General features: G+C 38.7%; 13 protein-coding genes. 3 read left to right on the top strand and 10 right to left on the bottom strand.

Annotation, left to right across the window (positions count from 1 at the left end; translation table 11 throughout):
- Window positions 1–179: 179 nt before the first annotated feature.
- Window positions 180–1,670, top strand: a complete 1,491-nt coding sequence (locus tag A5849_RS11835; protein WP_002347750.1) for a helix-turn-helix domain-containing protein — start codon at window positions 180–182, stop codon at window positions 1,668–1,670.
- 157 nt (window positions 1,671–1,827) lie between these two features.
- Here the strand turns inward: A5849_RS11835 and A5849_RS11830 are convergent, their stop codons facing one another.
- From A5849_RS11830 to A5849_RS11800, 7 genes are all read right to left on the bottom strand, one after another.
- Complete coding sequence (locus tag A5849_RS11830) at window positions 1,828–2,535, bottom strand: zinc metallopeptidase (protein ID WP_002310178.1); 708 nt, start codon at window positions 2,533–2,535, stop codon at window positions 1,828–1,830.
- Between the two features lie 78 nt (window positions 2,536–2,613).
- Window positions 2,614–2,952: a zinc ribbon domain-containing protein YjdM gene (locus A5849_RS11825; RefSeq protein WP_002310177.1), complete on the bottom strand. Its 339-nt coding sequence runs from the start codon at window positions 2,950–2,952 to the stop codon at window positions 2,614–2,616.
- Window positions 2,953–3,063: 111 nt separating this feature from the next.
- A complete protein-coding gene (locus A5849_RS11820) occupies window positions 3,064–4,026 on the bottom strand; it encodes a bifunctional oligoribonuclease/PAP phosphatase NrnA (RefSeq protein WP_002291016.1) in 963 nt (320 codons plus the stop codon).
- A 14-nt stretch (window positions 4,027–4,040) separates the two neighbouring features.
- Window positions 4,041–5,372, bottom strand: a complete 1,332-nt coding sequence (locus tag A5849_RS11815) for a DRTGG domain-containing protein (RefSeq protein WP_002310176.1) — start codon at window positions 5,370–5,372, stop codon at window positions 4,041–4,043.
- A gap of 7 nt (window positions 5,373–5,379) precedes the next feature.
- Complete coding sequence (locus A5849_RS11810; RefSeq protein ID WP_002310175.1) at window positions 5,380–6,060, bottom strand: metal-dependent hydrolase; 681 nt, start codon at window positions 6,058–6,060, stop codon at window positions 5,380–5,382.
- Window positions 6,061–6,273: 213 nt separating this feature from the next.
- Window positions 6,274–6,753, bottom strand: coding sequence for a YbaK/EbsC family protein (locus A5849_RS11805; protein WP_073490485.1), 480 nt, complete (start codon window positions 6,751–6,753; stop codon window positions 6,274–6,276).
- A gap of 124 nt (window positions 6,754–6,877) precedes the next feature.
- On the bottom strand, window positions 6,878–8,557 hold the full coding sequence (locus tag A5849_RS11800; RefSeq protein WP_086310124.1) for a ribonuclease J: 1,680 nt from the start codon (window positions 8,555–8,557) through the stop codon (window positions 6,878–6,880).
- Between the two features lie 547 nt (window positions 8,558–9,104).
- Here A5849_RS11800 and A5849_RS11790 point away from each other — a divergent pair.
- Entirely contained in the window at window positions 9,105–10,601 is a 1,497-nt protein-coding gene (locus A5849_RS11790) for an ABC transporter permease (RefSeq protein ID WP_086310123.1), read from the top strand.
- Between the two features lie 12 nt (window positions 10,602–10,613).
- Window positions 10,614–11,276 (top strand): ABC transporter ATP-binding protein, encoded by a 663-nt coding sequence (locus A5849_RS11785; protein WP_002291026.1) that lies wholly within the window; start codon window positions 10,614–10,616, stop codon window positions 11,274–11,276.
- A gap of 101 nt (window positions 11,277–11,377) precedes the next feature.
- On the opposite strand, the gene A5849_RS11780 is transcribed toward A5849_RS11785, so the two are convergent.
- From A5849_RS11780 to yfcC, 3 genes are all read right to left on the bottom strand, one after another.
- The gene (locus tag A5849_RS11780; protein WP_002291027.1) at window positions 11,378–11,581 is read right to left on the bottom strand and encodes a CsbD family protein; all 204 of its coding nucleotides are present in this window, start codon (window positions 11,579–11,581) and stop codon (window positions 11,378–11,380) included.
- 111 nt (window positions 11,582–11,692) lie between these two features.
- Complete coding sequence (gene iadA / locus A5849_RS11775) at window positions 11,693–12,877, bottom strand: beta-aspartyl-peptidase (RefSeq protein ID WP_002310168.1); 1,185 nt, start codon at window positions 12,875–12,877, stop codon at window positions 11,693–11,695.
- Window positions 12,878–13,036: 159 nt separating this feature from the next.
- The gene (gene yfcC, locus A5849_RS11770) at window positions 13,037–14,776 is read right to left on the bottom strand and encodes a putative basic amino acid antiporter YfcC (RefSeq protein WP_002291032.1); all 1,740 of its coding nucleotides are present in this window, start codon (window positions 14,774–14,776) and stop codon (window positions 13,037–13,039) included.
- Window positions 14,777–14,925: the final 149 nt, after the last annotated feature.

Raw genomic sequence — 14,925 nt, 5'->3', positions numbered from 1 at the left:
AAAACTTGACAAAACGCCCTATGAAATAAACAATAGAATAAACAAGGTGATAACAAGATTTAAATAACAATATATACAAACAAAAGGCGATACTCTGTAAGAATAACACACACTGAAATGACTTTCCACTCACAGTTTTTGTCTAACTATATACAAAAACAGAATAAAAGGAGGCTATTATGTTAATTGAAGCAAGAAAAAAAGAGTTGCTTGTTCTGCACAGGGTCATTCAAAAAAAAAATTGTTCTTTACAGGAATTAGCCAATGAATTGCATATTCCAAAACGAACAATCAAAGAGTTGATTCGGAAAGTAAATTTTTCGCTCAAGCAATTTTTATTGATGGAGGAATTTATTTATTCTAACCATAAAGGAGAGATCTACACCAAAGAAACCGATCAGTCTAAAAAGCTAGCTGTATTTTATAAGTTAAGATTACGCTACCTACAAGAATCCAATCGTTTTAATTATTTAATGTTGCTGATTAATTATCCACAATCTGCTGTACCAAAAAAGTATTTACTTGAACAACTTTATATATCGCCCTCCTATCTCGAAAAGCTGACAAAACAACTCAATCATTCATTAAATAAATTCCATTTAAGGATCGTATCTGTACAAAACTGCTGTGTTCTTGAAGGAAACGAATTATCTATCCGCCTTTATCTTTATTTTTTTCTTTCAGATACATTCGAAGGAGACGATTGGCCGTTTTCCTCTCTTGAATTAAATACACTAAAAAAGAAAAGTAAGGATGAGCACAGAGAAAAAAATCCAAAACAAGAAAAAAACATCTATTTATTACTTGCTTTATTCATATGTCGTAACAGACAACAGGCACGTTTTTCGAAAATTTCTCCTGAAATTACTGAATTAATGGATTTGTTGCAGCGTACACATGATTATTCAGAATGCTTTACTTCTTTTTCAGCGATTTATCCCTGTGAAGAGGTAGAAACGGAAAGAGCCTACTTCAATTATTTTTTCTATTGTTTTTTTCCAAATCAAATTTCATTCCAACAAAAACAGGTGATTGGTTTCTTATTTTCCACAAGCAAAAACCTTATTTGCCAACAAGTCGATCAATTGATGACTTACTTAACTCAACAGTTTCCTATCAATCATTTGGAAGACAAAAAACCGATCTATTTTTATTTTCTCGTACTAGCAGTTATTCTTTTGGAACTGTTAGGTGAATCTAGCAGTAGCTTTTCTACACTCTGTTTTCCAGAAACTACCTCCAATCAAACGGCTTCTTTTATACAGGAAAAAAAATTAAGAGAAAAAATCGACACAATTTTTTCAAACTCTAGAAAAAAAGTTCAATTAAGTCAATACCTTATTCAATTGATCCAACACTTATTACACACAGAAATGAAAGAACAATTACTCATCCACTTGCAGATAACCAAACCATTCACAGGGAATTACCATCTGCAAGATCATTTACAGAAACTATTTCGCAATGAAGCAATCAAGATTATCGAATGTCCTAAACATGCTGATTTGATTATTACAGATCAACATGAGAAAATATCAGCTGAAACGGAAACTTTCTATCTAGATACAAACCACGATACAGTATTATTCGGTGAGTTGATAAAAGCGATTCAAGAACTGTATATGAAAAAAAGATATGAGAATAAAACAAAGAGCGTGGGACAAAAGTAAAGAACACTTTTGTCTCACGCTCTAAACACGTATAAACGGCGGAAGCAGAAGCAACTCCTTCGGAAATAAGCTGAAATTCACAAAAATTTGAAAAGTAATTTTCGTGAATTCCTTCTTATTTCTTGGAGTTAAACGCTTCTGTCCCAGCCTCTTTATGTTAATCTCTTCGGTTGCCGCCGAACAATAAAATCAAGCGCAACAGCTGAAGGAATGTCGAAAGCGCTGCTGCAACGTAAGTCAATGCCGCTGCAAACAATACGTGTCTTGCCATCGGTACTTCTTCTTCCGTCAGCAGTCCGCCCTCACTCAAAATTTGGATTGCTCGACGAGATGCATTGAATTCAACTGGTAATGTCACCAATTGAAAGAGTAACGCTAAAGAAAAAGCAAAAATCCCGATATTGATCAACGTAGAGTTCCAACTAAGCAATACACCTACCATAATCAATGGGAACGAAATCATCGAACCAAAGTTAGCTGCGGGAACAAGTGCCGCACGGATCTTCAATGGGACATACCCCGAAGCATCTTGAACCGCATGTCCGCATTCATGAGCTGCTACACCTATCGCAGCAACTGAAGTAGATTGTGCAGTCGCTTGAGACAGGCTCAGCATCTTATTACCTGAATTGTAGTTATCTGTGAGATCTCCGGCAATTTGTTGAACGCCAACATCATTTATTTGTTGGCTTTGCAATATATATTGTGCTGCTTGTGTACCAGTCACGTTGTTTTTGCTTCTCACTTGATCATATTTGCGGAAAGTACTATTGACATAAGCTGACGCAATTCCGGAAATGACTAATCCAAGAATGACCAAAAGAAATGTCGGATCTAAAAAACCATACATTCCATAACCATACATTGTCGTTTCACTCCTTTTTGTTTCCTTTATTTTATCATTAGTAGCAAGAAAAGAATGTGAAAAGACCTTGAATATTCTTTAATTCTTTTTCACAAATTCCGATTTCAGTTTCATCGGACCAAATCCTTCTACCTTGCAATCGATATTATGGTCGCCTTCTACTAAGCGGATGTTCTTGACTTTCGTTCCTTGTTTAATGGCACCTGATGCACCTTTTACTTTCAAATCTTTGATCACTGTCACGCTATCACCTTCTGACAGACGGTTTCCATTTGCATCTAATACCACTAATCCGTCTTCTGTGACAGTTTTTTGCTCTTCTTTGCTCCATTCGTTCCCGCATTCTGGGCAAATCAACAAACCTCGATCTTCATATGTGTACTCTGAGCCGCATTCTGGGCAATTTGGTAATGTCATCTTCTTTCTCCTTTAAAATCTTTAGTGAGCACTATTGTAACGGAAAAAGAAGATGTTGAAAAGATACATTTGTGATTTTTACCACAAAAGGAACGTTTTCGAATGAAGTTGTTACTTCGTTTCTCTACTCTTATACGATTGGCAAATGTCTTGAATCTCTTTATAGATTTCCTCTACTTCTGCTAAATCTTTTGCATTCGCACCACTTGCTAATGGGTGGCCTCCCCCATGATGGCGTTTCGCTAACTCATTGATGACTGGTCCCTTAGAACGTAAGCGTACGCGGTAATGTCCTGAAGGTTGCTGAACAAAAATACCCCAAGCTAGTACTTCGTCGATCACTCCAGGAAGAGAAACGATTGAAGCCGTCTCTGAATCATCGATGCCATATTTATCAAGAATTTCTTGCGGAAGGATTATTCTTCCTGCACCATTTTCATCCACCTGGATATTTTGATAAAGATAACCGGAAAGTTTAGCGACTTTCATCGGCATTTGCTCAATCTCTCTATTCAAAGCACTTGCATCAAATGGATAATTTCTCAATATCGATGCAATCTCTAATGTACGGGACGTCGTGGAGGGATACAAAAAGCGCCCTGTATCTCCGACGATTCCCGCATAAAGCAACCGTGCAGCTTCCACGTTCATCTTAAATAATTCAGGAAACATCAAAGCAAATTCTGCAATCATCTCACTACAACTGCTTGCTTTTGTATTTACCCACACAAGATCTCCATAAGGGTCATCATTGGGATGATGATCAATTTTGATCAGCTTTTCTGCTAACTGATATCTTTGATCACTGATTCTAGGTGAATTAGCTGTATCGGTCACGATGACTAGCGCTCCTTGATAAAAGGCATCTTCAACTTCTTGCATTTCTGCTAAAAAGCGAAGACCTTCAATCGTTTCACCTACTTGTCGTATTTCTTTTTCTGGGAAACTTTCCCGTAATAGTTCGGCTAATCCTACTTGTGATCCTAACGCATCAGGATCAGGGCGCAAATGCCTGTGGATAATGATTTTATCGTATTTTTTTATTGTATCTACTATTTCTTGCTGTACTGTCATTTCACTCCTGCTTTCTAAGAACGTTCCATTACTTGACAAACAACGATTGCTTTGGAAACGATGGTATTTTCAATAAATACTTCGATATCCAATTTAGCGGAACGTCTGCCGATTTCCAATACACGTGGACGAATGTCCAACTCGCTTTCCAATTGGATCAGCCGCAAATAATGTAGGTTCACTTGTTCAATCAAGATGTTTCGTTTTTGGTTCATCACCATTGTTTTTTGTGCGACATCAGAAATGATTTCGCTAAGCACGCCAAAAGAAATGGTTCCAACACCATTGACCATTTGTGGTGTCACTACAAATTTGAACTTAGGATTTTCCAAACGATTCCCTTCACGATCGGTATCAATCGTATGGATATTTCCAGATATCTGATCTGAAATCGTATCTGCAATCTGCGGTTGTCGCTGGACAAGCTGCATCGCTTTCATTACATCTTGCCGGGTAATCAAGCCTTCCAATGTCAAGTCATCGGAGACGACCGGCATGACCTCCAGCCCATCCCAGATCATTTGATGACTAACAGAAGCAATACTCATTGTTTTCTTTACACTAATTGGTTCTTTCGTCATCACTCGATCAATGATCTGATTTGGTGATTTCCCTAAAACGTCTTTTGCCGTAACGATCCCCATCAAACGGTGATGGCGATTAACGACTGGAAAACGTGAATGTTGCGTTTCTTCTGACAAACGTTGATAATCAGAAATCGTATCCATCTGATGCAAATAATGTGTCTTTTCCGCCGGCATGTAGATATCGCTAACAAGCATGATATCTTTTTTGATCAATTGGTCACTTAACGCTCGGTTGATCATGGTAGCGACTGTAAATGTATCATAAGAAGTGCGCAAGATTGGCATTTCAAGTTCATCGGCTAGCTTTGCAATCTCAGTAGTCGTATTGAATCCTCCTGTGATCAATACTGCAGCGCCATCTTCCAATGCTAATTTTTGGACTTCCGCCCGATTGCCGACGATCATCAGTGATCCTGGTGTAATATAGCGTTCCATGGCATGTTTAGTCATCGCACCAATGACAAATTTATTCAAGACCTTGTCTAATCCTGCCGAGCCACCTAAAACGTCCCCCTCAATAATCCTGACGACTTCGCCAAATGTCAAACGTTCAATATGTTTTTTTAATTTACGTTCGATACGGATCGTACCTACTCGTTGAATCGTTGAAACTAGTCCGACATTTTCCGCATCTTTGATTGCACGGTACGCTGTTCCTTCACTGACATTCAATTCTTTTGCGATGCTTCTTACAGAAATTCGATTGCCCACAGGTAAACTTTCAATATATTCTAAAATTAAATCATGTTTTGTCGCCATTTTCTGCCTACACTTCCAGCGTTTCCGAGACGCTCATTATTTTTCCTTCGCTATCTTCCAGTAATGCTACAAAAGATTCAGGATCTTGTTCAATGACAGGGAACGTATTGAAATGGATTGGAACGACTTTCTTGGCACGAATTGTTTGTGCAGCCCGAGCCGCATCCTCTGGTCCCATCGTATAGTTATCACCAATCGGCAAGAAAGCAACATCAATATCGAACTCTTCTGCAAGCAATCCTAAATCACTGAAATAAGCTGTATCTCCTGCATGATAAATCGTTTTGCCTTCTGCTTGGATAATGATTCCGCTAGGCTCACCCATATACTGAACGATACCGTCTACTTCATAGCTTGAACTATGCTGTGCATGTACGAATTTTACTGTGCCGAATGGAAATGCATGTTTTCCGCCGATATTCATACCGAAAGAATCTACTCCTCTGCTATTTGCATAATCAGCAATCTCAACAATACTAATAATCGTGGCTTGATTTTCTTTTGCAATAGGAATCATATCTCCTATATGGTCACTATGTCCATGAGTAATCAGCAACCAATCTGTCTTTACTTCTTCTGCAGTTAAATCTGACAACGGGTTTCCTGTAATAAACGGGTCAATCATCACACGTTGGCCATTTTCCATTTCAATCGTTAAACAAGAATGTCCATGATACGTAATTTTCATATTCTACACCTCACGTTTTCTCTGTATCTTTTTTATTAAAACCGATTTCATTACTTGCACATCAATGAAAAAATATAGTTAATAAATATATTTTCATTGGATTGATAGTACAGTATGCACAAAGCAATTGTAACAGATAATACAGGATGCACCAAGTACCAAGCAGATATAATCTCAAGTTTGAGCTCTCTGCTTGGCTCCCCTTCTCGTCACTTAACTAATTAAATCAGCGTAAATAGGATGGACGATTTTTTCTAAATCAGTTACTTTTATTTGGAGGCTTCTCCCGATTTCACCACTCGACACAATCACTTCTTCTTTTTCTTTTAAAGAACTGTCTGCTAAAAAACAATAATCAGGATGTGCGAGTTTTATTCCAATAGGGGTATTCGCTCCGTGAGGATATCCGGTATGTGTTAAGACAAAATCCATCCCAGGAAAACCGACTTTACGATCGTTCGTCACTTGTCTCGTTTTTTTATAATCTAAATGATCATTCAAAGGAATCAATGCGATGATCACCCCAGTTTTGTTCCCTTTTACTACGAGAGTTTTACATATCAAAGCTGGATCAATCCCTCTTTTTTGTAGTTCTTCTGTGAAAGATCCCTCTACTATATGACTAAAATCAAGTGGTTGATAGCTGATTTTTTGTTCTTCTAAATAACGTTCGACTTTTGTTTGACTCATCATTGATCCACTCCCTTTATTCTATCGTTTATTATAAAGCGAAGGATACTGTATTCAAAAATCATTTGTTTCCCTCAAAAAAAGAGCAAGACGAGCACTCTATAGGGAGAGCCATCTTACTCTTTGTTTATTTCTTATTTCGACGTTGAGTAGCTTCCATAATGACTGGCAAGATCACAGGACGTCGTTTTGTTTGTTCAAATAAGTAACGACCTAATTGATCACGAATGTCTTGCTTTAATTTGCTCCACTCAAAATCATTGCTTTCTAAGTGTTTCTCAACGATTGTTTCAATCATATTGCTACTTTCTTTCATCAGATCACGGCTAGCTTTTACGTAAACGAATCCTCGTGAAGTGATTTGAGGTTTTGAGATGATTTTCTTCTCTCTTCGGCTGATAGTGACAACCGCTACGAAAATCCCATCTTCTGATAAGATTTTCCGATCACGTAAAACAATGTTTCCGATATCGCCTATGCCTAAACCATCAATCATTACATTTTCTGCACTTGTAGTTCCTGCAACACTCATACGCTTATTCTTATATTCCAGCACATCTCCGCGTCCAGTAATATAGATATTTTTGTAAGGCATCCCTACTGCATGAGCCAAATCTGCGTGAGCAGCTAATTCCCGATATTCCCCTTGAACTGGCACAAAATATGTCGGCTTCATCAAATTGATCATCAATTGCAAATCATTAGGATTGGCATGACCAGAAACACGCATATTCTCAGAGATCAATTTCACTGTTCCACCAGCTCGATAAATGATATCTTCCGTTTTCGCCACGATTGTTTCCATCGCGATGCTTGGCGTAGTAGTGATATAAACCAAATCGCCTTCTTCGATCTTGACATTACGGTGTGTGCCGTTTGCCATTTTTTGCAGAGACTTGATGGGTTCACCCATTCGGCCAGTTTCTAAAATGATCAGTTCTTCTGGATCATAGTTTTTCATGTCTTTCAATGTAACAAGTAAATCTTCACTTGGTAATTGAAGTTTTTCTAAACGCATCCCTGTTCGAATAATTCGTTCAAAATCTTGACCAGTCAAGACAACTTTTCGTTGTGCTTTTTCTGCTGCGTCCAATACTTGTTGCACTCGTTGCAAATTACTTGCTACACAGGCGACGATGATGCGTCCTTCCCAATATTTGATTGTATCAAATACTTCATCTGCTATCTGAGCTTCAGAAGCTACTGGTTGAGGATTCTCTGCATTTGCCGATTCACTCAGTAAAGCTAAGACTCCTTCTTTGCCGATTTCTGCCAATCGTGCATAATCTGTTTGATACATCGGGATAGCCGTTTGATCAAATTTAAAATCTCCCGTATAAACGATACTACCTTCTTTTGTTTTCAGATTGATCCCCACTGAATCTGGTATCGTGTGAGTGGTACGGAAAAAGCTCACTACTGTTTCACCAAAGTCGATTTCTGTATGCTCATCTACCACATGGAAATCCTTAAATCCTTTGGCTGCTTCGTTACGACTGACATTCAATTTTGCTAACTCGATCGTCAACTCCGTTCCAAATACTGGTACAGAAATTTTCGACAACAAGTAGGGAAGCGCCCCGATCGCATCTGCGTGCCCATGTGTTAAAAAGACACCAGCTACACGATCAATGTTTTCTTCTAAATACGTAAAATCTGGGATGACGACGTCGATCCCCAACAACTCATTTTCAGGATATTTTAGCCCACAATCTAATATGAAAATATCCTCGCCCACTTCTGCGACATACATGTTTTTTCCATTTTCGCGAACGCCGCCTAATGGGATAATTTTAATGGTACTCACAAATTTCACCTCTTCTTATGACATCCAAGTTTAAAGATGTCGATTTTCTTCTTTATCTAAATTTACGAGCCATTCCAATGAAGCACATGCAAAATCACTAGTTCTCAACTTATGGAGAATCAGCAGGAAAATTACCAGCACATCCGCGTTCTGACAGTTGGTTGGGCATTTTATTTTGGATATACTTCATTAACAAAATGGATCTTTTGCGAAACGCTATAGCCAGAATACTTATATGAGTATTCGGCTGTTCCCCATTATTATACAACAAATGAACTAAATCGCTAGTATCAGCAATTGTTAGAATCACTAAGCAAATGAAAATTCCTCTGTAACATCTAGGATTTCTTTTGCTGTTTCTCTTTCATCTCTTCTTCGTCGGTTTGAAACATACTTTTTTCATTTTACCACATTTTTTGCAATAACTATAGTGACTTTTTATATATGCAGAACCTCGTGTTGATGATGTGCAAACAGCATAAGATTTAAGCTAGCTTTAAGATTGGTTGTCTATTATCAAATGCATCTACTAGGAGGGATGCAAGATATGAATTTTATGAAACGTGCATGGAAAAGTACAAAAGTAAAATGGGGACGTTCATTGTTATTGTTTGCCGTGTTCACAGCCATTCTTATTTTTGTGCTAGCTGGCCTCACGATTCGAAGCGCTGCAGAAGAAGCAGCGAATCAAGCACAAAAAGAAGTTGGAGCAACAGTGACTTTAAGTGCCAATCGAGAAGCTTCATTTAAAAAACAGGAACAAACTTCTTCAAGCAATTCTACCGCTGAAGAACGTCCAGATCCGGGCAGTTTTTCTCTTACCCCAGTATCCTTAACGGACGCGGAAAAAATAGCTAAATTAGATAATGTAAAAAGCTATTCCTTTGAAAGTTCCGCCTCAGCTATGGCAAAAGATGGAATAACTGCCATCACTAGTTCTGATTCAAGTGAAGACAGTTCAGAAACTACCGATGCAGGCGGTGGTCCTGCCGGAGGAATGGGCGGAAATCCGCAAATGACTCAAGCAGATTTCCAAATCAGCGGTGTGTCAGCAACTGCACAAAATAGTACTTTTTCTGATGGAACAGCAAAAATCACGGATGGTGAAGGAATAGATGACAGCGACAAAGGCACAAACAACGTAGTCATTGATTCTACGCTAGCAGAAGCAAATGACCTGACAGTCGGAGATACTTTCACAATCACGAGTACTGAAGATGAAGATACCACTTATGAAATGACGGTCAAAGGAATTTATGAATCTAGCGAAACAAGTAGCAGTATGGGTATGAAATTCAACTTCATGAATCCGTCGAATACACTTTACACCTCTTATACTTTTGCAAATGAATTAAATGGGACATCTGACGATAACACGATAGATTCTGCTATTTACACTCTATCTGATCCAGATGAAATGGATGAGTTTCTCGAAAAAGCAGAGAAGCTGATCGACACAGATACATTTAGCTTACAAACAAATGATTCCATGTATCAGTCAATGTTGGAACCTTTAAACAATGTGGCAAGTTTTTCTAAAAATGTTGTTTTACTAGTGGCTGTAGCCGGCATTATCATACTTACTCTTATTATTATGATTACCATCCGGGAGCGTCGGCATGAGTTAGGCGTCTTGTTATCTTTAGGAGAATCCAGAAGTAAAATCATTCTCCAATTGTTTACCGAAGTTGCTATTTGTATGATTCTTGCATTAGGAGTTGCTTCGATTAGCGGGAACGTCGTCGCGAATGCCGTGGGGCAGCAGCTACTTGACCAACAGACAGAAACCACGACACAAGACCAACAAGCTCCTGGCGGTGGACAAATGCCAGGTAACGAACAAGGCGGTCAGCGTGGTGGTCAGCAAGGAAACACGAATAATCCATTTGCTGTTTCTGATCAAGTCAGCGAATTGGAAATCAATGTCAAACCTACACAATTAGGACTACTAGCCGGAGTAGCATTTGGAATCAGCCTGCTTTCTGTCTTTTTAGCTTCTATAGGGATATTAAGGTTAAACCCAAGAAAAATCCTATTAAATTAAAGGAGGAATTTGATGTTACGGACAGAACAATTGGGATTTTGGTATCAAGATCCGCAAGATGCGCTTTATAAAGATGTAGAACTGAATTTCGAAGCTGGAAAAATGTACGCTATTTTAGGAGCAAGTGGTTCTGGAAAAACGACTTTTCTTTCGCTTATTTCCGGATTAGATACACCAAAAGAAGGAAAGGTATACTATCAGGATCGTTCACTGAACAAAATCGGGTTAAGAAGTTTTCGTCAAAATGATGTCTCGATTATTTTCCAAGCTTACAACTTGCTTCCTTATTTATCAGCTCTAGACAATGTCATAACAGCAATGGAGATTACTAAAACCAAACAAGAAAATTATCGTCAAGTTGCTTTAGATCGACTAGCTCGTGTAGGAATTGATGAAGTATTAGCAAAAAAACAGGTGACCAAACTTTCAGGAGGTCAGCAACAGCGAGTCGCTATCGTTCGTGCTATCTGTTGCGAACATCAACTGATTGTAGCTGATGAACCTACTGGGAATCTGGATGAGACCGCATCACAAGATATCGTTAAACTTTTCCAAGAAATCGCCCATGAACAAAATCGCTGTATTATCATCGTGACCCATGAGGTCGAAGTAGCAAAAAGCTGCGATGAAGTCTTTGAACTAAAAAATAAAGAATTTCAAAAAATAGAAGTTTAAAAAACAGGATAACGTTCAAACAAAAAATCCGAACCATATCTATATGAAGCAGATACGGTTCGGATTTCTATTTGCTTGATTCATTTAGTAATGAACGTTGTTTATTTGTTTTCATCTTTTCGAGAGAATTTGTCTTTGATTTCATCGCCCAAATCACGAGCTTTTTCTTTGATATCAGAACCTAGTGATTGTGCTTTTCCTTCTGTTTCTTTGCTCTTGTCGTCTGTTGCTTTGCCGTATGCTTCTTTTCCTTTACCGACTACTTTGTCTTTCATGTCTTTAGAACGTCCTTTTAAATCTGCCATTGTGTTTCCTCCTCTTAATTTGTTTATTGATCTACTTTCAGGGTAACATCAACAACAGATACAGACAAACAGAACGCTCGTTTTCTAAAAAAGGATGCGTCAGATAGTGAATCAAAAACTTTTTTCGAAAGTTCCCCATACTTTGACTTCTTTTTCTTGGATCATTATTTCTCCTTTAGCAATAACTGTATCGATATCAAGCGTTTCTTTGTCCAAGATACACAAGTCTGCATCTGCGCCAATTTCAATTTTTCCTTTTTTATCCAATTTCAATATACGTGCTGGGTTACTGGTTATAGCTCGCAAGGCGATTTCCAGAGGAATATTTTCCTTTTGCACAGCTTCTTTGATCCCTACTAGCAATGCCTTAGCACTTCCTACTCCTAGCCCTAGGAAATGATTGTTTTCATCAAAATAAGGCAAGCTTCCTTGTCCATCTGAGGTCATCGTGAAATTATCTAAAGAAACATCTTCCTCAATCAATCGTTTCAGTGCTTTACTGAAGCGCACTTCCCCATCTGTCTTCTCCCAAAAATCAGGATCTTCGCTAGCGGTGAAGTCAATCGTGCCGCCACGTTTAGCAAATGCCACGCAAGCTTCAAATAATTCTGGTGTACGATTCGCATGAGTAGGCAAAAACTGTGTGATCGGAATTTCTGTTTCTTCTACAATTCGTGTCAATAACTCTAGCTTTCTTTTTCCTCCGCCTAAGTGGACATTGATGATCCCAGCTTTTCCCGACAACATGCCTCCTACACGAGCGTCTGCTGCTGCACGGGCGAACTCTTCAAAACTTGGCTGAGAAGAACGGTGATCGGATACTGCGATTTCTCCGATTCCGATGATTTTATCGATTGTTAAAAAGTCTTTGATGATCGAATCTGTTACTGTTTTTACCGGCAATCGGTACGAACCCTCGTACACATAAGTAGAGATTCCTTCTGCTTCAAGTCCTTTCGCTTTGCTGATCAAAGCAGTCATATCACGACCTTCTCCGTCTGTTCCCAAGCAACCGACAACTGTCGTTACACCAGCTGTAGTCAATTGACTTAATGTAACTTCTGGTGTTCGGTTTTGATAACCGCCTTCTCCTCCTCCGCCTAAAATATGGAAATGACAGTCAATGAAACCTGGAGTCAGTACTTTCCCCTCACCTGAAAGTTCTTCTACTTCTACTCCTTCGTAGCCGCCTTCTAGCTGTTCTTCTACAGCCAAAATCTTCCCACCGGCAATCAATACGTCCATTTTTCCTAAGTAATCTGGTGCAAACACTTCAATTTGTCGGATGATCTTCATACATTTTTCCTCTTTCTTTAAGTATAGCTGATGATAGGATCTTAAAAAATAATCCAAACGATAGAATCTTTACTCCTTTGATTTTACCGTAAAATAACGGTTCTTGGAGTCATTTGTCTACTGTTTGGATTACTTTTTTATTTACTTATGTCTCCAGTACTACTGCAGACCGATCGCAATAGCAATCATGATGAAAATAGTTCCCAAAACAAACAGGAATCCTTGCATCTTGATTTGGAACCTTGCCCATTTTGCCCATTCGATTCGAGCAACACCTAACACACCAATCAAGCTAGCTGATACGGGCGTAAAAGCATCCATGAAACCAGAACCAAGCTGATAAGCAAGAACTGCTACTTGTCTAGATACACCGACTAAATCTGCCAATGGAGCCATAATCGGCATGGTCAAAGCTGCTTGTCCTGAATTTGATGTAACAACTAAGTTGAACAAACTTTGGAAGATGTACATCGCCCAAGCGCCAATGACAGCTGGCACACCGGTCAATGCCGTCCCGATTCCATGCAAAATCGTATTCAAAGCTGAAGGAACAGACGCATCGGATCCACCTAAGACGAGAAGGATTCCTTTGGCCATCCCTACTACGATTGCTGTACCAGCTAAATCAGCTGCACCAGATTGGAAAGAAGAAGCGATGTCATTGACTTTCATTCCATCTAGTTTGAAAAGAACAGCAATGATTCCGGCAACTAATCCCATCACAAAGAATTGAGAAGCGATTTCGGGGATGTAATAGCCTTTTTGAGTCACGCCCCAAACGATCCAAACAAGAACAGCTAACATCTCTACTAAAATCAGTTTATGGCCAAGCATGAATTTTTTATTTTCATCAGATGTCTTTTTGATATGAGAACGAAAATAATCATCTGATTTGTAAGTCAACGAACTTTCCGGTTTTTTACGGATTTTTTCTGCATATATCATCATATATCCAGCTGCTAAGGCAGTAACAACTACCCACATAATCAATCGGAATGTCGCACCAGACAACACTGGGATTCCAGCAATCCCTTGAGCCACAGCTACGCTAAACGGACTCATCCAAGAGGTCGCATTTCCGACTTGAGATGCGACATAAGTCACGGTTACTGCTACGATCGAGTCATATCCTAAGGCAATGACGAATGGAACCATCACCATTGAGAATGGAATTACCTCTTCTGCCATCCCAAATGTAGCGCCCCCGAATGAAAAAGCAAAGAATAATAGCGGTAAAGCTAAACGCTCCAGTCCCTTCGTTTTACTGATAAACGCATAGATTCCTGCATCAATCGCTCCGGTACGCATAATAATACCAAAAGCACCTCCGACAACAAGGATCAATGCAGCAATTCCTACAGCAGATCCATATTTATCTCCAGATACTAGACCTTCAAAAACAAAATTTAAGAAGCCAAAGCCACCAAAATCGTCTGTTCCCCATATTTTGGCTGTTTTATGCAATTTTTTAGAAGTATCATAGATATTTTCGCCATACTCATCATAAAGAACATCATCTGTTAAGGAAATTTCATCTAGTTTTTCTTGCGTAAGATTTTTTTCTCCGTCAGCAATGACTTTTTCCAATCCTTTTTCAGGAACATCCAATTTTTCACGTTCTGCTGGATGGTCTTGCAGTTCTTCTAATTGATCAAATACATACGATTTATCCAGCTCGTAAGCATAACGGAAGGAATCTTGGCGTAAAACAGTACGAGTACTTGTTTCGCCATTCGCATCTTTATATTCAATGTCTTGCGTGCTGAACTTTCCTGCTGGTACGACAAAAGTCAGTATCCATGCAAAGATGACTACACCAAAAATAATGACATACGTATGCGGTGTCGATAATTTAGTGAAGTCACGTTTCGGTTTTCCTGAAGAATTTGTTTTCTTCAAATTTATTTCTTCCTTTCTTTTCTCAGTAATTTTGATGAATAAAAAATGGATAATCAAATGAATTATACAGTAAAAATGTCAATTCCACATGAATAATTTATTAGAAAATCACTTTTTTCTATTTTGCTTTTTTTCTCATATGTATGACT

Source organism: Enterococcus sp. 10F3_DIV0382, assembly GCF_002140245.1.
GTDB classification, from domain to species: domain Bacteria; phylum Bacillota; class Bacilli; order Lactobacillales; family Enterococcaceae; genus Enterococcus_B; species Enterococcus_B lactis.
The sequence above is the reverse complement of the archived record's forward strand: the minus strand, read 5'-3'. Positions and strand labels throughout refer to the sequence as shown.

Bases quoted from the DNA above. Each gene is read 5' to 3' on its own strand.
- A5849_RS11805 (WP_073490485.1), bottom strand. From the start codon at position 6,753: ATGATGAGTCAAACAAAAGTCGAACGTTATTTAGAAGAACAAAAAATC.
- A5849_RS11820 (WP_002291016.1), bottom strand. From the start codon at position 4,026: ATGACAGTACAGCAAGAAATAGTAGATACAATAAAAAAATACGATAAA.
- A5849_RS11815 (WP_002310176.1), bottom strand. From the start codon at position 5,372: ATGGCGACAAAACATGATTTAATTTTAGAATATATTGAAAGTTTACCT.
- A5849_RS11790 (WP_086310123.1), top strand. From the start codon at position 9,105: ATGAATTTTATGAAACGTGCATGGAAAAGTACAAAAGTAAAATGGGGA.
- A5849_RS11830 (WP_002310178.1), bottom strand. From the start codon at position 2,535: ATGTATGGTTATGGAATGTATGGTTTTTTAGATCCGACATTTCTTTTG.
- A5849_RS11835 (WP_002347750.1), top strand. From the start codon at position 180: ATGTTAATTGAAGCAAGAAAAAAAGAGTTGCTTGTTCTGCACAGGGTC.
- A5849_RS11825 (WP_002310177.1), bottom strand. From the start codon at position 2,952: ATGACATTACCAAATTGCCCAGAATGCGGCTCAGAGTACACATATGAA.
- A5849_RS11780 (WP_002291027.1), bottom strand. From the start codon at position 11,581: ATGGCAGATTTAAAAGGACGTTCTAAAGACATGAAAGACAAAGTAGTC.
- iadA (WP_002310168.1), bottom strand. From the start codon at position 12,877: ATGAAGATCATCCGACAAATTGAAGTGTTTGCACCAGATTACTTAGGA.
- A5849_RS11785 (WP_002291026.1), top strand. From the start codon at position 10,614: ATGTTACGGACAGAACAATTGGGATTTTGGTATCAAGATCCGCAAGAT.
- A5849_RS11810 (WP_002310175.1), bottom strand. From the start codon at position 6,060: ATGAAAATTACGTATCATGGACATTCTTGTTTAACGATTGAAATGGAA.